This window comes from Novosphingobium sp. KN65.2 (genome assembly GCF_001368935.1).
In the GTDB taxonomy this organism is placed as follows: domain Bacteria; phylum Pseudomonadota; class Alphaproteobacteria; order Sphingomonadales; family Sphingomonadaceae; genus Novosphingobium; species Novosphingobium mathurense.
In genome coordinates, this window is sequence record NZ_CCBH010000210.1 from 1 (window position 1) to 21,268 (window position 21,268).

Annotated in this window: 13 protein-coding genes; 6 read left to right on the top strand and 7 right to left on the bottom strand. The window is 62.2% G+C overall.

Annotated elements, in window-relative coordinates; all coding sequences use genetic code 11:
- Nucleotides 1-102: 102 nt before the first annotated feature.
- Both SPHV1_RS22455 and lgt read right to left on the bottom strand, forming a co-directional pair.
- Nucleotides 103-1,167: a class I SAM-dependent methyltransferase gene (locus SPHV1_RS22455; RefSeq protein ID WP_054948228.1), complete on the bottom strand. Its 1,065-nt coding sequence runs from the start codon at nucleotides 1,165-1,167 to the stop codon at nucleotides 103-105.
- A complete protein-coding gene (gene lgt / locus SPHV1_RS22460; RefSeq protein ID WP_054948229.1) occupies nucleotides 1,167-2,066 on the bottom strand; it encodes a prolipoprotein diacylglyceryl transferase in 900 nt (299 codons plus the stop codon). The genes SPHV1_RS22455 and lgt overlap by 1 nt, the downstream gene beginning before the upstream one ends.
- Nucleotides 2,067-2,263: 197 nt before the next feature.
- Here lgt and SPHV1_RS22465 point away from each other — a divergent pair, with 197 nt between their 5' ends.
- Nucleotides 2,264-5,020 (top strand): [protein-PII] uridylyltransferase, encoded by a 2,757-nt coding sequence (locus tag SPHV1_RS22465; RefSeq protein WP_054948230.1) that lies wholly within the window; start codon nucleotides 2,264-2,266, stop codon nucleotides 5,018-5,020.
- A 40-nt stretch (nucleotides 5,021-5,060) separates the two neighbouring features.
- Here SPHV1_RS22465 and SPHV1_RS22470 read toward each other — a convergent pair whose 3' ends face one another.
- The 3 genes from SPHV1_RS22470 to gyrB all read right to left on the bottom strand — a co-directional run bounded on the left by SPHV1_RS22470 (nucleotide 5,061) and on the right by gyrB (nucleotide 10,061).
- A complete protein-coding gene (locus SPHV1_RS22470) occupies nucleotides 5,061-5,462 on the bottom strand; it encodes a metallopeptidase family protein (protein WP_054948231.1) in 402 nt (133 codons plus the stop codon).
- Between the two features lie 77 nt (nucleotides 5,463-5,539).
- On the bottom strand, nucleotides 5,540-7,423 hold the full coding sequence (locus tag SPHV1_RS22475) for a M1 family metallopeptidase (protein ID WP_054948232.1): 1,884 nt from the start codon (nucleotides 7,421-7,423) through the stop codon (nucleotides 5,540-5,542).
- 124 nt (nucleotides 7,424-7,547) lie between these two features.
- On the bottom strand, nucleotides 7,548-10,061 hold the full coding sequence (gene gyrB, locus SPHV1_RS22480; protein ID WP_054948233.1) for a DNA topoisomerase (ATP-hydrolyzing) subunit B: 2,514 nt from the start codon (nucleotides 10,059-10,061) through the stop codon (nucleotides 7,548-7,550).
- A gap of 664 nt (nucleotides 10,062-10,725) precedes the next feature.
- On the opposite strand from gyrB, the gene guaA reads away from it, so the two are divergent.
- The gene (gene guaA, locus SPHV1_RS22485) at nucleotides 10,726-12,285 is read left to right on the top strand and encodes a glutamine-hydrolyzing GMP synthase (RefSeq protein WP_054948234.1); all 1,560 of its coding nucleotides are present in this window, start codon (nucleotides 10,726-10,728) and stop codon (nucleotides 12,283-12,285) included.
- Between the two features lie 132 nt (nucleotides 12,286-12,417).
- Here guaA and SPHV1_RS22490 read toward each other — a convergent pair whose 3' ends face one another.
- Together SPHV1_RS22490 and SPHV1_RS22495 are read right to left on the bottom strand one after the other, a co-directional pair.
- Nucleotides 12,418-13,746, bottom strand: coding sequence for a hypothetical protein (locus SPHV1_RS22490; RefSeq protein WP_054948235.1), 1,329 nt, complete (start codon nucleotides 13,744-13,746; stop codon nucleotides 12,418-12,420).
- Between the two features lie 149 nt (nucleotides 13,747-13,895).
- On the bottom strand, nucleotides 13,896-15,233 hold the full coding sequence (locus SPHV1_RS22495; protein ID WP_197277788.1) for a DUF4185 domain-containing protein: 1,338 nt from the start codon (nucleotides 15,231-15,233) through the stop codon (nucleotides 13,896-13,898).
- Nucleotides 15,234-15,974: 741 nt separating this feature from the next.
- Here SPHV1_RS22495 and SPHV1_RS22500 point away from each other — a divergent pair.
- The 4 genes from SPHV1_RS22500 (at nucleotide 15,975) to SPHV1_RS22515 (ending at nucleotide 20,435) form a co-directional block, all read left to right on the top strand.
- On the top strand, nucleotides 15,975-16,340 hold the full coding sequence (locus SPHV1_RS22500; protein WP_054948236.1) for a DUF6152 family protein: 366 nt from the start codon (nucleotides 15,975-15,977) through the stop codon (nucleotides 16,338-16,340).
- Entirely contained in the window at nucleotides 16,337-17,209 is an 873-nt protein-coding gene (locus SPHV1_RS22505; RefSeq protein WP_156367430.1) for a hypothetical protein, read from the top strand. The genes SPHV1_RS22500 and SPHV1_RS22505 overlap by 4 nt, the downstream gene beginning before the upstream one ends.
- Before the next feature lie 170 nt (nucleotides 17,210-17,379).
- Nucleotides 17,380-19,737, top strand: a complete 2,358-nt coding sequence (locus SPHV1_RS22510) for a TonB-dependent receptor (protein WP_054948238.1) — start codon at nucleotides 17,380-17,382, stop codon at nucleotides 19,735-19,737.
- Between the two features lie 269 nt (nucleotides 19,738-20,006).
- Nucleotides 20,007-20,435, top strand: a complete 429-nt coding sequence (locus tag SPHV1_RS22515) for a cytochrome c (RefSeq protein ID WP_139383940.1) — start codon at nucleotides 20,007-20,009, stop codon at nucleotides 20,433-20,435.
- Nucleotides 20,436-21,268: the final 833 nt, after the last annotated feature.

A 21,268-nucleotide genomic window follows, 5' to 3' on the forward strand; every position in this document is an offset into this window, starting at 1 on the left:
GGGGGGGGGCCGGTGTCGGGCAAACAAACGGGGGGGGGGGGGGCCCCCCACGAGCCGCGGGCTATCGAACGCAGGAACTGACCGGTTTGGGAGACGGCGCGGTCAGAACCCCGCGCCGAGCGGCCATTCCGGCGCGCCGATGCCCATGACCTTGAACAGCGTGCCCATCTGATCTTCTGCAACCAGCCGGTGCATCGCCGACTGGATCGCCTCGGCGTGCTGCGGGGCAACTTTTGCAAGGCTCTGCGCGCGCGCCTCGATCCCCAGCGCGCGCAGCCAGTGGCCTTGCGTGACGGTTCCGAGGTGACGCACGCCGCGCGACCGCACGACATTGGCCATGGCCGCAAAGTCCACATGCGCGGTAAGGTCGGCCTCGCCGGGCATGGTGAAGGGATCGACCATCTTGTGTTCGCGCAGGGCCTGCAGGGTCGAGCCGGTGCGCGGCTCGTCGTAGCCGTAGTCGATCAGCAGGGCCGCGCCGCCTTGTGCCAGCAGCCTGCCGGAAACCTCGTAGACGATCGAGGATGCGCCCGGGCAGGTCTCGATCAGGGTGCCGTCCTCGGCCTCGCGCCGCGCTTCTGGGATCGCGGCGTCCATCGGCTTGTCGCCGGCGACCGGGATGAAACGTTCGTCGGCATCCAGGCCGACCATGCGCTCGCGCCAGCCCTGCGCGGTCTTGACTAGCTGGCGGATCGGCAGCGCATCGAGGAATTCGTTGCCCACGATCAGCAGAGGGCCGCGCGTGGGAAGGGTGGACATGTCGTGATGCCACTGCGCCTGAGGCACCGCGGCAAGCTGGATGTCCTTGAGCGCGGCCGAACTCTCGACGAAGTGGACCTTGGGCTCGAGGCCGTACTTCTTCATGGCCCTGAGCGCATCGCGTGCCAGCGTGCCGCGCCCGGGGCCGAGCTCGACGTAATGGACCTGTTCGCTGCGCCCGGCGCGGATCCACATGTCGGCCAGCCACAGTCCGATCAGTTCGCCGAACATCTGGCTGATTTCCGGGGCAGTAATGAAGTCGCCCGCGCTGCCCAGCGGATCCTTGCCCGAGTAGTAACGCGCATTCGATTCGCCCATGTAGTGCATGAGCGTGATCGGGCCGTAATTGGCGATCAGCCGCCGGAAGATCGCATCCAGCGGGTCGCGGCTGTCCTCGATGCCGGTCATCAGGCGGTGGCGGGCCTGCCGCTCGCGAGGGCCGGTTTGGCGATGGCGCGGGCGATCATGAACAGGCCCAGCAGGATCAGCGGGATCGTCAGCCACTGGCCCATCGACAGCCCGGTTTCGCGCGCGAAGTTCTCGAGCTGCGCGTCGGGTTCGCGGAAGAACTCGACGAAGAAACGGGCGGAGCCGATGCCGACGGTAAAGACGCCGACCAGCAGTCCGGGACGGAAGCGCGCGTGCGTCTTCCAGAACAGCGCCAGCATGATGACGATCATCAGCAGGCCTTCCAGCCCGGCTTCGTAAAGCTGGCTGGGGTGGCGCGGAAGCTGGTCCGGCGCGTCGGGGAAGATCATCGCCCAGGGCAGGTTCGGATTGGTGACGACGCGGCCCCAGAGCTCGCCGTTCACGAAATTGGCGAGACGCCCGAACATCATGCCGAAGGGCACGCAGACCGAAATGTAGTCTGCCACGCGCACGAAGTTCAGCCCGCCGCGCCAGGAAACCCAGGCCATTGCCAGCAGCACGCCGATCAGGCCGCCGTGGAAGCTCATCCCGCCGTGCCACAGCGAAAGCAGCTCGGTCGGGTGGGCCCAGAGACTGGGTATGCCGGTGTTGCCGCCGGTGTAGAAGGTCGCGTAGCCGAGCCGCCCGCCCAGGATGATGCCGAGCGTGCAGTAGAAGAACAGGTCATCGACATGGCGCTGCGCCAGCGGCGCGCCGGGCGACCTGATCATGCGCGAAAGGTGCCAGTAGCCCAGCACGATACCGGCCAGGTAGGCCAGTGAGTACCAGCGCAGTTCGAAGCTGCCGATCCGGAAAAGGTAGTTCTTCAGGCCCAGGTCGACCCAGTGAATCGGTTCGTGTGCCTGTGCGGCAGCAGCGGCAAGGGTAAGCAGGGACAAGCGTTCGACCTCGTATTTTTGCGTTACCGTGTCCGCCGGTGCCGGCGGCTGCTCGGCGGCCTTCTGGCATAGTGGGAGGGGCGAAGATAGCCGGGTTTTGCCGGTTCATCGCGAAAATGGCGATCGGGCGGCGCGTTCGCCATGTTCACCGAGAGCGGGTTCCCCTTGGGGCCTGTGCCGTCTAGAAGTCTCGGAATATGAGCGTCATCCGCATTCCTTCCCCGCGTTCCGTCATCGATCGCCGAGCCCTGGTCCTGGCCATCGACAAGCTGGTCGACGAGTCCGGCCACACCAAGGCCCGCCGCGCCATCGTGGAGGTGTTGCGCGCTGCGCTGGATGCGGGGCGCGAGGAAATCGCCGAGCGGCTGACTAGCAAGCCGTCAGCCGGGCACGACGTCGCCGAGGCGCAGGCGTTCCTGGTCGACCAGCTCATGCGGGTGATTCACGATCACGTCGTCAACAACGTCTATCCGGTCAGCAACCGCTCACGCGGGGAGCGCCTGACGATCATGGCCGTGGGCGGCTATGGCCGGGGCGAAATGGCGCCGCATTCGGACGTCGACATCGCTTTCCTCACCCCGATCAAGCAGACGCCCTGGTGCGAACAGGTGATCGAGGCGATGCTCTATTTCCTCTGGGACCTGGGCCTCAAGATCGGGCATTCGAGCCGTTCGCTCGACGAGATGGTGAAGATGAGCCGCTCGGACCTGACGATCCGGACCGCGATGCTGGAAGGGCGCTACGTCTGGGGCGACCAGGACCTTTTCGAGGAAGCGCGCGAGAGATTCTGGAGCGACGTGGTTTCCGGCACCGAGCGCCAGTTCGTGGTCGAGAAGCTGGCCGAGCGCGAGGAACGCCACAAGCGCATGGGCGACAGCCGCTACGTCGTCGAGCCCAACGTCAAGGAAGGCAAGGGTTCGCTGCGCGACCTGCACACGCTCTACTGGATCGGCAAGTACATCCACAAGGTGCGCGACCCTTCCGAACTGGTCCACGTTGGCCTGTTGACGCCCAAGGAATACAAGGCGTTTCGCCGGGCCGAAAACTTCTTCTGGGCGGTGCGTTGCCATCTCCACACGATCACCCGGCGGGCCGAGGATCGCCTGACCTTCGACCTGCAGCGCGAAGTTGCGGCGCGGATGAACTATGCCGATCGCCCCGGCAAGAGCGCGGTCGAGCGCTTCATGCACTTCTTCTTCCTGCAGGCGAAAGTCGTCGGCAACCTGACCGGGGTATTCCTTGCCCAGCTCGACGAGCAGTTCGCGCGCAAGCAGCCGCGCGGGCTGCTTGCAGGGTTCCGGGCCAAGGAACGCACGCTCAAGGGCTACAAGGTCTTCGGCGGGCGCATCAAGGCACCGAGCGACGACTGGTTCGAACGCGATCCGGTCCGGATGCTGGAAATCTTCGTGCTGGCCGACAAGGAAGGGCTGGAGATCCATCCCGAAACCATGCGCCTGATTTCGCGCGATGCCGTGCTGATCAAGGGCGAGGTGCGCCGCGACAAGCGCGCCAACGAGCTGTTCATGGAACTGCTCACCAGCCGCAACAATCCCGAGATCACGCTGCGCGCCTTCAACGAGGCTGGTGTGTTCGGCCGCTTCGTCACCGAGTTCGGCCGCGTCAATGCGCAGATGCAGTTCGACATGTACCACCATTACACGGTGGACGAACACACCATCCGGGCGATCGGCCTGCTGTCTCGGATCGAAAAGGGCGAGCTGAAAAACGACCACCCGCTGGCGCATGACATCGTCCACAAGGTCCGCTCTCGCCGCGCCCTCTATGCCTCGGTTCTGCTGCACGACATCGCCAAGGGCAGGGGCGGGGACCATTCCGTGCTGGGAGCCGAGATCGCGCTCAAGCTGTGCCCGCGCTTCGGGCTCGACGAAGACGAGACCGAGCTTGTGAGCTGGCTGGTGCGCCAGCACCTGCTGCTTTCGGCCACGGCCTTCAAGCGCGACCTTTCGGATGCCAAGACGATCGCCGATTTCGTGCAGGTCGTGCAATCGCTCGACCGCCTGCGCCAGCTGACGATGCTGACGATTGTCGATATCCGCGCCGTCGGTCCGGGCACCTGGAACAGCTGGAAGCGCCAGCTCATCGGCGAGCTCTATTCCGCCACCGAAGAGCGCCTGCGCCTGGGCCACGCCGAATTCGGCCGCGAGAAGCGCATTGCCGCCAAGAAGGCCGCGGTCGAGGCGCTCGATCCCGCGAATGCCGCACTGATCGAGAAAGTCGGTGCAAAGTTCGTCGATTCCTACTGGATCGCAGAGAGCGAGGACGTCATCGCCAAGAACCTCGCCCAGCTCGAGGCGGCCGAGGCGCAGGGCCATGCGCTCTCGATCCATACCGAATACTATCAGGCCCATGGCGCCACGCTCGTTACCGTTATCGCTTCGGACCACCCCGGCCTGTTCTACCGCATCGCCGGGGGCATTCACCTGGCCGGCGGCAACATCATCGACGCGCGCATCCACACCACGCGCACCGGTCGTGCGGTCGACAACTTCCTTGTGCAGGATCCGCTGGGCCGGCCGTTCATGGAGGAAAGCCAGCTCGAAAGGCTGCGCACCTCTATCGAGAACGCGCTGGCGAACCGCATCAAGATCCTGCCGCAACTGGTTGCCAAGCCCGATGCCCGGCCGCGTGCCGATGCCTTCGAGGTGCGCCCGTGGGTGATCTTCGACAACAAGGCTTCGAACCGCTTTACCGTCGTCGAAGTCAACGCGCGCGACCGTCCGGCGCTGCTCAACCGGCTGGCCCACGCTCTCTTCGAATCCAAGCTTATGGTCTATTCTGCCCACGTCGCCACTTATGGCGAGCGCGCGGCGGACACATTCTATGTCACCGACCTGCTGGGCGAGAAGCTGACGTCGACCAGCCGCCTCAAGGCGCTGGAACGCCGCCTGCTCGACGCGGCGAGCGAGCGGACGGTAGAGGAAGTCGCAGCCTAGCGGCCCTGGAACCCGCCAAGGGCGCGCGCCTCTAACGCCGCTAGTGCGCCTGTCCTTCCAGCGCGTGCATCTGGGCGTCGGACAGGCCGAAGTGGTGGCCGACCTCGTGGATCACGACGTGGGTCACGAGCGCTTCGAGGCTGACCCCGGTTTCGCACCATTCGGCCAGCAGTGGCTGACGATAGAGGGTGATGCGCGAAGGCAGTTCGCCTGCGCTCCACACCGTTTCCTCGTCCATGGGGCGCCCCTGGTAGAGGCCGGTCAGCTCCCAGGCATCGTCCATGCCGAGCGCCGCCAGCGTTTCTTCGTCGGCGAATTCCTCCACCTGGACGGTGATGCCGTCCAGGTGCCTGGAAAACGGTTCGGGGATGCGCGCGAAGGCAGAGCGGGCCAAAGCATCGAAGTCCGCGGCCGAAGGCGCTGCGCCGATCGACCCGTTCATTGCCTTGCCCCGCCTAATGGGATGACAGTCATGCCGCCATATTAGCCCAGATACTGCACGTCGTCACGAAGGCGCGTTCAATTACCCTGTATGATTCGCTCGATCGCATCGGCGGTGGCGGGGTGATAGGTCGGCTTGGCTTGGGCGAAGTCCTCTCGCGCGATTCTTGCGCCCCAGTCGCCCTGCTTCATCAGCCCGCGATAGAGCGGTGCGATCAACAGCCCGCGCCCGATCGAGGAGACGTAGCGGCGCAGCGTTGGCAGCGCCGGCTCATAGCGATTGGCGATGGCGAGTTCGAGCCAGGCGGATTGCACATAGGCATTGGTGGATGAAGACAGGCCCAGGGTCTCGTCCAGTTCCTTAAGGCGCGCGGGGGTCTGTTCGCGCGGAATGCCGTTGAGGAAACGCAGCCATTCCTGCGTACTCCAGCCCTGCGGCTGCACCGCGCTTGCCGGTCCGCCAGCCGTGTAGGCCGCGAGCTTTTCATCGATCTTCGCCAACGTCGCGCTTTTGACGTGAACCGCATTGTCGGGAAGCCCAGCCGCATAGGCCCAGCGGTCGAGCTGCAGCTTGAGCTCGAGCGCGCAGTCGTCCTTGAGCAGGTGTTCGCGCAGGTCATTGAGGAACCCCGCCGTCGTTTGCGGCTGGAATGCGTGACGGTCGAAATAGGAGGTAAGGTAGGCGTCCCAACGCACACGGCCCACCGTATATTCGATCATGCGCAGGAAATTCGACCCCTTGAAGTAGTCGAGCTGGCCAGCCGTCGCGCCCGGATCGCCATGCAGGCGGGTAGTCGCCGCGGTCTGGCCGCCAGCTGCCGCGATGTCGCGCAGCATGCCGTCCCAGTCTAGATCGGCGTACATCGCCGCGCGCTCCTTGCCGTAGAGCGATTCCATGATGCGGTTTTCGAAATAGGTCGTGAAGCCTTCGTTGAGCCACGAATCCGACCATGTCGCATTGGTTACGAGATTGCCGGACCACGAATGCGCCAGCTCATGCGCGACGACGTCGGTGTTCGACCGGTCTCCGGTGATGATGGTCGGCGTCAGGAACGTGAGCATCGGGTTTTCCATCCCGCCGAAGGGGAAGGCGGGCGGCAGCACCAGCATGTCGTAGCGGCCCCAGCGATAGGGACCGTAAAGCGCGGAAGCCGTGTCGATCATCTTCTCGACGTCGCCGAATTCCTTCGCCGCCTTGTCGAGCATCGGCGCTTCGGCCCAGACGCCCGAACGCGGGCCGAGCGACTTGAACCGGATGTCGCCCACCGCGAAGGCTATGAGGTAAGGCGGAACCGGCTTGTCCATGCGGAAGCGGAAGCGGCGGCGTCCGTCAGGCAGTCGCTCGCCCTTGTCGCCCGAAAGCTTTTCCGCGCTCATGACCGCGACGAGATCGCCCGGTACGGTGAGTGACGCTTCCCAGGTCTGGCGGATGCCCGGGCTGTCCTGCGTCGGGATCCAGCTGCGGTTGTTGATCGGCTGGCCCTGGCTGAAAAGGTAAGGCTTCTTCTTGCCCGCGGTCATTTCCGGCGGAAGCCACTGCAGAGCGCTGGCACCCTGCCTGGTGCGGTAGGCAATGCGGATCTGTCTGGCCCCGGCAAGATCGACGGTCATGGCCGAGCCAAGCTCCGGATCGTCGGCGCCGATCTTCCAGGTCAGCGCCTTGCCCGAGGCGTCGGTGACCGAGGCGATGTCGAGGTCATCGACGTCGAGCACGATCTGCCCCGCACCCGGTGCGGCCAGTACGTCGAGCACGGCGGTGCCGCCCAGCGTTCTGGTGGCGAAGTCGACATCGAGATCGAGTGCAACGTGGGTGACGCGGGCCACTTCCGGCTGCGCGCGGGTCCAGACATCCCTTGCGTCGGGCGTCGTCAGAATGGGGGCAGGGCCGGTCGTCTCGGACGCAAGGACGGGGCTGAGCGGGGCGGCGCTGGCGAGGAGCGCTGCGGCAAGAAGAATACGCATCGGCGCAACTTATGGTCGCCTGCGTTCCGGCGCAACACCGGAACGGCATACCGCCCGATGGCGAACCGTTCCGGGTCGATTTCGATGCGTCGAAGGACGAGCCCGCCGCGCCCCTGCGCGGCTATCAGACGTCGAGGTTGGCGACGTTGAGCGCGTTTTCCTGGATGAATTCGCGGCGCGGTTCGACGATGTCGCCCATCAGGCGGGTGAAGATTTCGTCGGTCACGTCCGCGTCCTCGACCTTTACCTGAAGTAGCGCGCGGTTCTCGGGATCGAGCGTGGTTTCCCAAAGCTGCTCGGCGTTCATTTCGCCAAGACCCTTGTAGCGCTGGATCGACATACCCTTGCGGCCCGCAGTGAGTACCTTGTCCAGCAGTTCGCTCGGCCGGGTGATGGCGTCTTCGCCGACCACCGGACGCGCTGCGGTCGTTTCGCCTTCGTCCTCTGCCTCGGTCGTCTCTTCCGCCTCGGCGGTCTCGGTGACGGCCGTTGCGCGCACGAGGCGGGCGGCACTGGCATAGACCTCGACGTTCTCGGACGCGAGGCGGGCCAGCTTGCGGGCTTCGGCGCTGTTGAGGAAGGCGGCCTCGATCTTGTGGTGATCGGTGACACCGCGCCACAGACGCTCGACCTCGAGGTTGCCCTCGGGGCTCATGCTTACGGTCCAGCGCGCTTCGCTGTCGCCGCGGTCCAGCCAGGCGGCCGCGCGGGTCATCGCCGCGTCGCGCGCATCGTTGGTCAGGTCAGGCGCAAGTACGCCGGCAAGCGCGAGAGCCTCGATGATGTTGGTGTCATAGCGGCGCGGCACGAAGGCCATCAGATTGCGCATGCGGATGGCATGTTCGACCAGCGATTCGAGGTCGGACCCGCTGCGTGCGCCGCCCGCGGTTTCCAGCACGCGACCGTTGAGCCCGCCTTCGACGAGGTAGCGGTCGAGCGCGGCGTTGTCCTTGAGATAGACTTCGCTGCGGCCCTTGGCGACCTTGTAGAGCGGCGGCTGGGCGATGAAGAGGTGCCCGGCGCGGATGATCTCGGGCATCTGGCGATGGAAGAACGTCAGCAGCAGGGTGCGGATGTGCGCGCCGTCGACGTCGGCGTCGGTCATGATGACAATCTTGTGGTAGCGCAGCTTTTCCAGGTTGAAGTCGTCACGGATGCCGGTGCCCATGGCCTGGATCAGCGTGCCCACTTCCTTCGAGGAAATGATGCGGTCGAAGCGCGCACGCTCGACGTTGAGGATCTTGCCCTTGAGCGGGAGGATCGCCTGGGTCTTGCGGTCGCGGCCCTGCTTGGCCGAACCGCCTGCGGAGTCACCCTCGACCAGGAACAGTTCGCACTTGGAGGGATCGCGCTCCTGGCAGTCGGCCAGCTTGCCGGGCAGGCTGGCGATGTCCATGGCGCCCTTGCGGCGGGTCAGCTCGCGGGCGCGGCGCGCCGCTTCGCGGGCGGCAGCGGCGTCGATCACCTTCTGGACGATGGTCTTGGCCGTGGCGGGGTTTTCCTCCAGCCACTCGGTCATCTTCTCGCTCATCAGCGCTTCGAGCGGCTGACGCACTTCGGAGCTGACCAGCTTGTCCTTGGTCTGCGAGGAGAACTTGGGGTCGGGCAACTTCACCGAGACGATCGCGGTCAGGCCTTCGCGCATGTCGTCGCCCGAAAGCGAGACCTTCTCCTTCTTGAGGAGCCCGGAGCGCTCGGCATAGCCGTTGAGCGTGCGGGTCAGCGCGGCACGGAACGCGGCGAGGTGGGTGCCGCCGTCACGTTGCGGGATGTTGTTGGTGAAGCACAGGACGTTCTCGTAATAGGAATCGTTCCATTCGAGCGCGACCTCCATGCCGATCCCGTCCTTGTCCGCCGAAATGGCGATCGGGTCGGACATCAGCGCCTGCTTGTTGCGGTCGAGGAACTGCACGAATGCGCCGATCCCGCCTTCGTAGAACAGGTCGTGCTCGAGGATTTCCTCATGGCGGCGGTCGCGCAGCTTGATGCGTACGCCCGAATTGAGGAACGCGAGTTCGCGGTAACGGTGCTCCAGCTTCTCGAAGTCGAACTCGGTGACGTTCTTGAACGTGTCGGTCGAGGCGAGGAAGGTCACGCGCGTGCCCTTCTTGCCTTCAGGGGCTGGGCCGCGCACTTCCAGCGGGGAGACGGCGTCGCCATGGGCGAACTTCATCCAGTGCTCCTTGCCGTCGCGCCAGATGGTCAGTTCCAGCCACTCGGACAGGGCGTTGACCACGGAGACGCCGACGCCGTGCAGGCCGCCGGAAACCTTGTACGCATTGTCGTCCGAAGTGTTCTCGAACTTACCGCCGGCGTGGAGCTGGGTCATGATGACCTCGGCCGCCGAAACGCCTTCCTCGGCATGGATGTCGGTGGGGATGCCGCGGCCGTTGTCCTCTACCGAGACCGAGCCGTCCGGGTTCAGTTCGATGAGGACGAGATCGCAGTGCCCGGCCAGGGCTTCGTCGATCGCGTTGTCGGAAACCTCGAAAACCATGTGGTGGAGACCCGAACCGTCGTCGGTGTCGCCGATATACATGCCAGGGCGTTTGCGCACTGCGTCGAGGCCCTTGAGGACCTTGATCGAGTCTGCGCCGTAGGAGTTGGTGTTCTTGCCGTTTTCGGGTTCGCTAGCCATGCCGAGTCTATAGGCACTGGACCTGGCAAACCCAAGCAAAAGCGGCAGGGGTGGGGTGCTTTTCCACAAGAGTTGGCCGCCCTTCGGCGCGCCGATGCGGCGGGCGGGTGCGTCGGGGCGCGAGGCGGCGGCCTGCAGCGAATCGGTTCGGTCGTGGTCGTCAGTTGGGCCCGACCCTGCGGTGCCCTTGTGACGGCCGCGTTGGCGATAGTGCCGTGCGCGTTTCTTGCGCGTCCTGCAATTGACCGAATCGGCGCGTTTTCGGAGTGGTGCCAAGGGCGCCCGATCGCGGGTCGGGTTACGAAATTGTGCAGGTGCAAAGCAAAAGGGCGGCCCGTTTGGACCGCCCTTCGGTTGGGATTATTTTGCCCTCAGACGAGGGTCACGGCAAACGCCAGGGCACTGATTCCGAATGCCGCGGCAAGGCCGACTGTCCGTTCAACGATGGTCATCTGTTTCTACTCCTGCATTCGATAAGAGACGGGTTCGCCCCGTTCCCTTCGCATATGCAGCATTTAGTCCTGGTCGCCCTGATTCTCAATCTCTATTTGCGGAATAGAGATTGCAAGTTTTGCAACTTGGGTTGCACTTTAGGGCGAATGCGGAGCTTTCCTCGCGCGACTGCCATCTGGACACTCGCGGCGCCTCGCATTAGGGGCCAGCCATGAACATCCCGTCCTCAGATTCCGTACTCATCGTCGATTTCGGCAGCCAGGTTACCCAGCTGATCGCGCGCCGTGTGCGCGAGGCGGGCGTCTATTCCGAAATCGCACCCTTCTCGATGGCCGAGGAAGCCTTCAAGCGCCTCGATCCCGTGGGCATCATCCTCTCGGGTTCGCCGGCATCGGTGCTCGACGGGAACGGGCCGCGCATTCCCGATGCCATTCTTGAGAGCGGGCGCCCGATGCTCGGCATCTGCTATGGCCAGCAGTCGCTGATGCACCAGCTGGGCGGCGAAGTGCTTGCCGGCGATTCGGGTGAGTTCGGCCGCGCCTTCATCGAAATCGCGGATGAGTGCGCCCTGTTCGACGGGCTGTGGAACGTGGGCGAAAAGCACCAGGTCTGGATGAGCCATGGTGACAAGGTGACCAGCCTCGCCCCCGGCTTCCGCCCCGTCGCTTCCAGCGCCGGCGCGCCCTTCGCGGTGATCGCCAACGACGAGAAGCGCATCTATGCGATGCAGTTCCACCCTGAGGTGGTTCACACGCCCGATGGTGGCAAGCTGCTCAAGAACTTCGTGCGCCACGTCTGCGGCATGGCCGGCGACTGGACGATGGCCGAGTTCCGCAAGACCAAGATCGAGGAAATCCGCGAACAGGTTGGCGACAAGCGCGTGATCTGCGGCCTTTCGGGCGGCGTCGATTCCGCCGTGGCCGCCGTCCTCATTCACGAGGCTATCGGCGACCAGCTCACTTGCGTTTTCGTCGATCACGGCCTGATGCGCATGGGCGAGGCCGAGCAGGTCGTGTCGCTGTTCCGCGGGCACTACAACATCCCGCTCGTCCACGTCGATGCCTCGACCCTGTTCCTCAAGGGACTGGAGGGCGTCACCGACCCTGAAAAGAAGCGCAAGTTCATCGGCAAGACCTTCATCGATGTCTTCGAGGACGAGGCGAAGAAGATCGGCGGCGCCGAGTTCCTGGCCCAGGGCACGCTCTACCCCGACGTGATCGAATCGGTTTCGTTCACCGGCGGTCCCTCGGTCACGATCAAGAGCCACCACAACGTCGGCGGTCTGCCCGAGCGTATGGACATGAAGCTGGTCGAGCCGCTGCGCGAACTGTTCAAGGACGAAGTGCGCGAACTGGGCCGCGAGCTGGGCCTGCCCGACATCTTCGTCGGCCGTCACCCGTTCCCCGGACCGGGCCTGGCCATCCGCATCCCCGGCGAAGTCAGCCGCGACAAGGCCGACATCCTGCGCAAGGCCGATGCGATCTACCTCGAAGAGATCCGCAATGCCGGTCTCTACGATGCGATCTGGCAGGCATTCGCAGTGCTGCTGCCGGTCAAGACCGTGGGCGTCATGGGCGACGGTCGCACCTACGACAGCGTCTGCGCCTTGCGCGCAGTCACCTCGACCGATGGCATGACCGCCGACATCTATCCTTTCGATGCCGCGTTCCTCAGCCGCGTCGCCACGCGCATCATCAATGAGGTCAAGGGCATCAACCGCGTCGTTTACGACTACACCTCGAAGCCGCCCGGCACGATCGAGTGGGAATGATTTGCCGTCTGGCACCGACAGGTCCCGGCGAGCACGGTATGCAAAAGGGGCCGGCCCCCCCCCCTTTTCGTTGGGATCGGGCCTTCTGAGTGGCACGTTTCAACGGCCGAAGTTCGCTTGCGCGAAGGTCCGTCAGTTTGAGAGGGGTGGGGCTGCGTGCCAGTTTACGCGCTCGGTCTTGTCCCACACCCCGGCTGTATCGATGGGGTGGGCAATCAGGAGGGACGTCTGATAGCCCTGCGAGAACATCGTGCGCACCTGGTACAGGGCTTCGAAGGAGTCGAAGTTGCGCCCAATACGGTAGCCAAGTTGCTGCAGGCGCTTGGAGTCCATTGCAAGATTGACCATCTGCCTCACCCCGGCGTCGCCGGTGCCCGATATGACCAGGATCCGCTTGCCGGACGGCCCTGGGAAGCTGGCGATGTAGCCGTAATCATGGCGCGGGATGATGTCATCGGCGAGAAGATACGGACTGCCCGAGAGAAAATGCCGACCCGACGATTTCTCGACAAGTTCGTAGCAGGTGTCCGCGCAGCGGAAAGCCGAAGCCTTGAAGAGCGGGTCGCCGATCAGAGGAGTCAATGCATCGAGAGCGCCGACATAAATGATGTTTGGCGAAGTCATCATCTCCGCATCGAGCTCTGACGCAGATACGACGGCCGGCTTGTATTTCTTTATGATTGGCCAGAGCGAGCTTACCGATTGCAGTATATCGACGCTGACGGAGTGCGAATCGCCCTCCATTATGCTGACGTGACGTGAATCATCATCCATGATGCCGTGCTTGGACCCGTGCTGCATAGTCACACGCTCATAGAAGCCGTCAATTTCGTAGATCGAAAGGTCCTGTGTCGGCTCTTCTTTGCCGTTGATCATGTTCTTGCTCATGAACATGAAGTAATCGCCAATGACGATCTTGGTCGGGTTGTCCTTTTCAAAGCCTTTCCACAGGGTCGATCTGACCGTGTGATTGCCCATGTCCTGCTGTTGTCTGAAATAGAGCCCGCCCAGCGCAAGGTTCGCCAACAGGGCGGCCAGGGCAACCATGGCGATGACAAGCTTGCGGCGCCTGTTTGGGCGAGCCGGCGCCGAAGGGACATTTTCCTCGATCTCGACGCCTTCGGGTTGCTGCAGGACCAAGCCGTATTCGCCATGCGGGATAACGATCCGCGCTCCGGTCCTGTCGGCATAGTACAGGTCGAGTTTCTTGCGCAGGCGGTGAATGCCGACCCGAACGCGTGATCCTTGTGTGCTTTCCTCTTCGCGGCTCTCCTGAAAGACTTCTTCGGCAATTTCCGTTTCTTTGGGCCGATGCTCCTGAAGGGACTGCTGGAGCAGATAATCGAAAAGGCGAAGGAGGGTGTCGGACCGATTTGACCTGATAAAGTCCCGCACGGCTTCGCCTTCTTCGGCCAAGGCGCGGGCAGTGGCATCGTCGGCAGAGGCAGCCTGGCTGTTCATTGTTATTTCCATGCGGCGCAGGGCATACGAGGTGGGGCTTGCGAAGTCATTGGATGCGCGACCTTTAGCGAAGCCGCCTGGCGGCAGTTCGTATCAACTGCACGCTGGCGGCACAAGATTACCCCGATATGTCCATACCGGCATCCCGATCACACGACATCCAACTCAACCAGCTGGGCGTTGAACCCGTATCCCGGCATGAATGAATGCATCACCTCGTTGGCCTCCAGGGCCGCTTCCGATGCGGATGGTGCGCTTTTCGCTTCCGGACTGTCTCCTTCGTCAGGGGCATTCGTCGCCTGAGCGATCTCGCGTATTCCCTTCAGGTCGGTCCAGACCAGCCAGAAGGATTTTCCGTCGTCGGACATCCACTTGGGAGAAATTTGGGGAGAATAGGCGCGGGACTGGGGATCGCCACCCGGCGTCCAGGCACGCTCTTCATGGACTTGGCGCCATGGCCCCCAGGGTGTCTCTGAAATCCAGAAGCCGAGATAGCTCGGCTTGCCGAATTCCGTCCCGTCATCGGCACAACCGTTTCCGGCACTCACCATCATGTAGGCATCGAGGGCCTCGTTGAAGACGATGCTGGGCAGCCATGTCTCGACCACCAGGTCGCCGGGGAAGAGGTTGGTCGAATTGACCCAGCCGCGCGGAAAGACGTGAACCGGCTGTCTGTCGTCAAGCGCTGGAGACCAGAGCGGCGTGCCGTCCGGCTGGATGCCGGCGAAGAAGCGATAGGCAGGCCGGTCGAGGATCTCTTCAATCCTCACCCGGAAGAGCACGAGCTCGTTCATCTTGCCGTCGACGCTTCCGTTCGTGCCGTAGACATAGATATAGCCGTCGCGGTTTGCCCGGTAATCCTGACCCATCTGCAGGACGGTCAGCAGGGAGAAGCACCCGTCCGGCTCGTTGAAGAAGGCGAATTTGTCCTTTTTCTGCTCGTGCCAGTCCTCCCATTGCACCGGGGACGTGCCGTCCTGATTGCGCCAGGTGCGGCCACCATCCTCGGAATAGATGAGCTTGGCCGTCGTCCAGTGACGCGGCCGGTCTTCGGCCCGGTCCAGTGCGGTGAGGAACTGGTAGATTCGGCCATTCACTGCCAACAGGCCGTGGCCGTGGTAGTGCGGGGCCTCTTCCGGCTCCTGCGATTGTTCGACGGAAGGATAGCCGTCAACGATATGCGCCGAGGCTTCGTGCGGATCATTGCCGCCGATCGACCACAGGGATCGCTTGTAGAACATGTCGGGCGGATTTACCCAGCCGGCGCCATCGTTGACGACGGTCAGTTGCCGGTTGTCCGGCGTCCAGGTCATCTTGTAGCCGTCTCCGATCGTGGGCAACTTTACGATTGTGTCGTCCCGCCGCCTCAGGGCGCGGATGATGCCCGCCCGGGCATCAGGTACAAGGGCGGCATAGGCGCTCTGGCTCCAGGCTGCACATAGACCAACAGCGATGGACTGTTTGAGAAAGTCCCTTCGTTGCGACATCGAGGTTCGCTCCGTCATGAGTGATGAAAGAAAATTTGCACCAAAGGCGCCATCTTGGTGGCGTACGGTCTGCCAATTGGGGAATTGGCCGGATTTAGCGGCAGGTCCCGAGATTGCGATATGCGTGTCGCGCCCGATCTGAATGACTGCCGCCCGGCAGAGTGGCACGGCAGCGGACGAGCGCTATAGAGCCGATCGTTCCATGCGTTCTTTGCATTCGTCGACTTCAATGACCGGTATCCGTCCTCTCGTTTACTTGGCGTTACTAGGCCTTCAGCCTATCCGATGGCGGCGATAGGGGAACCGGGATGCGGTCGTGAAACCGTTCGTGCGACAGGGTGTAACGCTCTATTCTGTTCGGATGCGTCGGCTTGTTGCGTGAACCGCAGGACGACGACGGGTAACGGTCGAGAATGCGGCGCTTTGTCTTTGCCGCTGTCCGAGGGAATTTCGACTTTCGCCAGACTGCGGCAGGGTGCTGCCGTACGCGAGCGACCTGATAGATGTTACCTGGATCATGTTACCGTCGTAACGCAAACGGTTTCGTGACCGCTTTCCAAGCGACGGCCCGGTTCGGGTTGCTACATTGAAAACTGTACCGGGAATCGGATGCTGCGGTCCTGCTGAGAGGGCGGCGCTCGGCAATTAAACCTGCTTAGTGACAATTGCATGGCACCAGAAACCGGATTGGTGCGACGTCGCAATCCAGGCGTCGCTGAAGAGGGGCGAAGGGAGATTCACATGAACGTTTTCGGTAAGGCTGCGGTGACCATATCGCTGGGACTGGCCGCGATCAGCGCTCCAGCCGTGGCGCATCATTCATTCGCCATGTTCGATCAGGACAAGATTGTCGACCTCAAGAAAGTCAAGGTCGTGCAATTCAAGTGGGGCAATCCGCACGTCTTCGTTGTCGTCCAGAGCGGCGATACGCGTTACGCCCTTGAATGCTCCAGCCCCTCGGCCATGACTGGAGCCGGTTGGAAATTCAACAGCATCAAGGTTGGCGACACGATCGACGTCTCCATTTTTCCCCTGCGCAGCGGGAAGCCTGGTGGAGCGCTCAAGGCTGCGACGCTCGCAGACGGCAAGAAGCTCGAGGCACTTTGACGGTGTTGGGCTGGCAGATGCGAAGCCAGCAAGAGAATGGGGGTGTCATGAAGTTTACCGTTACGCATCTGGCCGCCATTGCCGTGGCATGTTCGGCGGTCCCTGCTGTTGCAACTGGCGCAGTGGCGGCAACGAAGAACGCAACAAAGGATGCCACGCAACCGCCGCCGAGGCCGATAACGGCGGCCAGCGCCAACGGATCCCACGATCTCAACGGCGTGTGGGCAAGATATCCAGCTCCCTGGCCGACCTATAGCGCCGATTTCGACGATGTTCCTCCGCCTGATCTGGGGCCGGATCTGGTGGAGCCCTATGCAAGGCAATGGAAGGAACAGCGCATCAAGCGCAGGCAGGCGCTTGCAGCTGGCACGCCGCTGCTCGATCCGAGTACGTTGTGTCTGCCGGAAGGCATGCCGACCGTAATGCAGGCCATTTATCCGATCCAGATCCTGCAGACGCCCGGACAGATCACGGTTCTGGCTGAGCTCTTCATGCAGACCCGCCGCATCTACATGGATGCGGAGATGCCACCGGTCGATGACCTTGCGCCGAGTTATTACGGGTTTTCGTCAGGCCATTGGGAAGGCGACACGCTCGTGGTCAAGACGCGGGGCGTCAAGACGGATGTCCAGTTCTTCGAGATTCCTCACAGCGAGGCGATGGAGATTACTGAGCGGTACCAGTTGGCGGACGGCGGCAAGAAGCTCTATCTCGATATTTCGATCGAGGATCCCGTCTATCTGCGGACACCCTATCAGTTCCGCTGGGTTTACGAGCGAACGCCTGGCTACCGCATTCCCGAATATGTCTGCGACAATTTGCACGACGTGATCAATTCGGACGGCACAGTAGATCTCAAGACGGAATAGTCAGGCCGGTATTCGCGACGTTCAATTCGCTGTGCGGATGAAACGTTCGTGGACGGATCATATGCGGAACGCGCAGTTCAGGCGTCGCAAGGCCCGCCAGTCATGATGGATACTGCCGCGGTTTAGGAGCGGCCAAATGTATCGAGATAAACAATCAGGGGGATTTCAAAATGAAGTTATTTCATGGCAACGAATCCATGCGCCAGCAGGGCATGGCGACATGGGGTTTGAAAGCCGCGCGTCGAGGCCTTCTTTGTGGTGTATGCTTGCTGTCGGCTGGCACTGCCTTCGCGCAGGATGGCTCGGGCGCCAACTCAGACGGGCCGCAGGCAAGCGATCAGGATGTCATCCTGGTGACCGCGCGGCGCAAGGAAGAATCGCTGACCGAGGTTCCCGCAGCGATTACCAGCTATTCGTCAGAGTTTCTCGAGACGCAGAACATCACCAGCTTCGTCGACTATGCGACCAAGATTCCCAACTTGTCGTTCCAGTTCGGTCAGGGCGGAACGTTTCTGTGGAGCGGCGATCGCGAAACCTCCATCCGTGGCGTGGTCGGTGTTGGAACAACTTCATTCTACATCGATGACACTCCAGTCCCGTCTTCGGTTAGCCCCCAGGTCTTGAATCTCGATCGCATCGAAGTTCTCAAGGGACCGCAAGGAACGCTGTTCGGCGCAAGCTCGATGGGCGGCAACCTTCGATACATTTCCAAGAAGCCGTCGCTTACCCTCAATGAGGGCACGATGAGTGCACAGGCCGGCGGAACGAAGAATGGCGGTTTCGATTACGATGCCAACATTCAGAACAATTTCGTTCTCGTCCCGGACAAGATCGGGCTTAACGTCGCAGTTGGCTACCTGCAGGACTCGGGTTTCATTACGCGTCGTTTTCCTGACGCCACCGGAGCGTTGGTATCCAAGGATGGCCAGGGCCGTAACCGTGTCCTCTCCGGCTCGGTGGCTCTGCGTGCCCAACTCGCAGACTCGCTTGAAGCAACCGTCAGCTTCATGGGTCAGAGCAGCCGGCTGCGCGGTTTCCCCGGGGCTTACTTGAAGCTCCCTGCTTATCGACCGGTATCCTATACGCTCGACCGCGACACCGATGTCCAGGAGTACTCGAAAGACGACTGGGGCCTTGGCGCTCTTGTTCTTCGGTACAAGGGTAATGGCTTCGATATTGTCTCGTCCAACAGCTACTTCAGTCGTGAAATCACGCAGGTTGACGACAATACCGAAGGCACGAAATACTTTTTCCAGTCCGTATTCGACGCCGATTTCACGGGCGTGCCCTTCTACGTTCTGATAAATTCGCGGGAAAAGGCATTTACCCACGAAACGCGGCTGTCCTTCGATGAAGGAACCCTCATTCCGGGACTGTCCGGTATCGTTGGCGTGTTCCACAAGAATCAGAACAACCGTGACTTCAACCCCGCAGTGGAAGTTCCCGAACTGGCTGACGCGGGCTTTTTACCCCCTTATCTTGCCGAAGTGCGGGTCAAGAGAAACGAAAAGAACACCGCTCTATTTGGTGAACTGTATTACGAGCCGGTTTCGCGGCTGACGTTCACGATGGGGCTGCGCAAGTACTGGATTCGTCAGCATCAGGATCCCAGTGAAGATACCGGCGCCCTGTTTGGGCCCGAAGGCAATGTCAATGATGGGCGGGACGCCCGTCAATCGGGACTGATTCCCAAGGCCGTGATTTCGTATGAAGTCGGCGACCGTGGCAATGTCTATGCCTCGGTTTCAAAGGGCTTCCGCGTCGGCGGCACAAACTCGGCGTTGCCGTCATTCTGTGGTGACGATCTTGGCGCGCTGGGTCTGACCCTCGATGGTGCCGGACAGTATCGTTCGGACACCCTGTGGAGCTATGAAGTCGGTGCCAAGAGCCGGTTCGCCGGTGGCCGCGTGACTGCATCGGGTGCCGCTTTCCGCATGGACTGGTCGAACATTCAGCAGGTTGCCACGCTTCCCACTTGCGGCCTGACGTTCGTGACCAATGCCGGCAAGGCGCGAATCAATGGCGGCGAGTTTGAAATTGGCGGACGCCCCTTCGCCGAAGTACCGCTCATGCTCCAATTGGGCATCGGCTACCTCGATGCGAAGCTGATCGATCCCGGCTTCCTGCCTCAGCCGCCTAACAGCCCTCTCGGCCTCGTCCCGAAGTGGACTGCCAGCATTTCGGGCTCTTACGAGGCACCGCTTAGCGACGATTTGGACTTCTTCATCGCCGCTGACTATAGCTACACCAGTTCTACGAAGGTGCCTTCGGTGGCCGACGGGAATGCAGAGTTCTTTACTCGTCAGCCGCTCAACCTGGTCAACGGCAATATCGGTCTGAAGTTCGGGCAGTCGCAGTTGATGGTTTATGTGAAGAACCTGTTCGACAAGCGCCTGACTTATGGCGATCAGCCGATGTCGGGTTTCGAACGCCGCGAGCTTCTACCTGACGGCAACTACGAACGCGTGCTGCGTGGCGTGGTCAGTCGTCCCCGTCAGCTCGGCGTACAGTACAGGCTCAATTTTTGACGATAGTGAACCGTCGTCGGTGACCCCGTTCGGGGTCTAAAGCAGAGAAAGGCACTGCCATGGGTAATCACATTGGAAGGCAAGCAGGAATGAATGCATGGAAGTCCGGTGTGTTGAAGGTCAGCGGGCGCGGCATTCGTCGCTCCGTTGCCACCCTGGCGGTGCTTGCTCTGTCACTGAGCAGCTGTGGCTCGCATAAGAGTTCCGCCGCAGAAAATGCGGTAACGGAAAGCCCGCCGCTGAAGGCGATTGCGAGCATCAAGGAACTGATGGATTCTACGGTAGATCCGTCTGCGGACGGTCTCTGGAACTCGGTCTGGATCGTTTCGAACGCCAATGGTGTAGACAAGCACCAACCGCGCACGGACGAGGAATGGCACGAAGTGCGCAGGCACGCGATTACCCTGATCGAGTCCATGAACCTGGCGATGATTCCCGGTCGACCCGCAGCACCTTCGGGCACCAAGGCCGGACTGGGTGAACTGACACCGCAGCAGATCGACGCCATGGTGAAAGCCAACCGGCCGGAATTCGATGAGTTTGCAGGAGCCGTGCGCGAAAGTGCGGTCGAAGCTCTCGCTGCGATCGATCACAAGGATCCGGAAGCGCTCAGCCGGATCGGGGGTGAAATCGACGAGCGATGCGAGGCTTGCCACACGACGTTCTGGTATCCGAACTCGAAGCGCCCCAACAAGTAGCCGCTATCGAGACGGCAAGCGCACGTCATCGACGTGTGAGCCGGCAAAGGTTCGGGCGTATTCATGCCCGAACTTTTCCCGTATGATTGGCCTGCGCAACGTGCTGGCACACGATTGCGGTCACGACTTCCAGTGCCCTGCTTGCCCTGCTGGAAAACTGCACCCGAATGGATCGGAGGGCTGCGGCAGGTGCGGGAGCGGGCAGGCACCGGCTTTCGCTGATTACGGTGACCCACTTCCCGCCGCAGTTCGAGGTTTTTCATCTGAGGCCCGTCAAGCTAGCTAGTCGCGTCCTCATGACTACATTTCGTACCGGCTGAGCGCCTCCCTGCTTGAACGAGAGGTTCCGTGGGGCCTCGCTGTTGCCCCTGACGCTTGTCCGAAATCGCCACCGCACCCGCCCGTGCGTGCTTGCTGGCCGCAATCAGGGCGCCTGACCGTCTATAGCAAGACAGCAGTGGACGAGAAGCCGCCCCCTGACCGTCCTGCCCGCCACTTCGCAGGAACAAAGCCGCGGATTCGGCTCGAAAGACCAAGAGAAATGACCGGTACAGGCAGGCCGAAAACGTGCTCCACCGGTGTTCGGAGAACGTCTGAGTGACTGAAGTGAGACTTGGCCGGATTTGCGACAACGGATGGGTTGCAGCAGGGTTACGGCCCGTAACAGAACCAAGGTCGGCACTGAAATCGGGACCTTGTCGATCCATGGCGGTCCATTTTTGCGGCCAAAAGCCCCGAAGGCGCACGCACGTTCGCTCTTTGTCCGAACCGTTCGTAACTTGCCGCGCAAACCGGATCTGCGAACCATCGGCAGCATTGGGCCGGTTACACCG

Bases quoted from the DNA above. Each gene is read 5' to 3' on its own strand.
- SPHV1_RS22510 (WP_054948238.1), top strand. From the start codon at position 17,380: ATGAAGTTATTTCATGGCAACGAATCCATGCGCCAGCAGGGCATGGCG.
- SPHV1_RS22515 (WP_139383940.1), top strand. From the start codon at position 20,007: ATGGATTCTACGGTAGATCCGTCTGCGGACGGTCTCTGGAACTCGGTC.
- gyrB (WP_054948233.1), bottom strand. From the start codon at position 10,061: ATGGCTAGCGAACCCGAAAACGGCAAGAACACCAACTCCTACGGCGCA.
- SPHV1_RS22455 (WP_054948228.1), bottom strand. From the start codon at position 1,167: ATGACCGGCATCGAGGACAGCCGCGACCCGCTGGATGCGATCTTCCGG.
- SPHV1_RS22465 (WP_054948230.1), top strand. From the start codon at position 2,264: ATGAGCGTCATCCGCATTCCTTCCCCGCGTTCCGTCATCGATCGCCGA.
- SPHV1_RS22495 (WP_197277788.1), bottom strand. From the start codon at position 15,233: ATGTCGCAACGAAGGGACTTTCTCAAACAGTCCATCGCTGTTGGTCTA.
- SPHV1_RS22470 (WP_054948231.1), bottom strand. From the start codon at position 5,462: ATGAACGGGTCGATCGGCGCAGCGCCTTCGGCCGCGGACTTCGATGCT.
- guaA (WP_054948234.1), top strand. From the start codon at position 10,726: ATGAACATCCCGTCCTCAGATTCCGTACTCATCGTCGATTTCGGCAGC.
- SPHV1_RS22500 (WP_054948236.1), top strand. From the start codon at position 15,975: ATGAACGTTTTCGGTAAGGCTGCGGTGACCATATCGCTGGGACTGGCC.
- SPHV1_RS22475 (WP_054948232.1), bottom strand. From the start codon at position 7,423: ATGCGTATTCTTCTTGCCGCAGCGCTCCTCGCCAGCGCCGCCCCGCTC.
- SPHV1_RS22490 (WP_054948235.1), bottom strand. From the start codon at position 13,746: ATGAACAGCCAGGCTGCCTCTGCCGACGATGCCACTGCCCGCGCCTTG.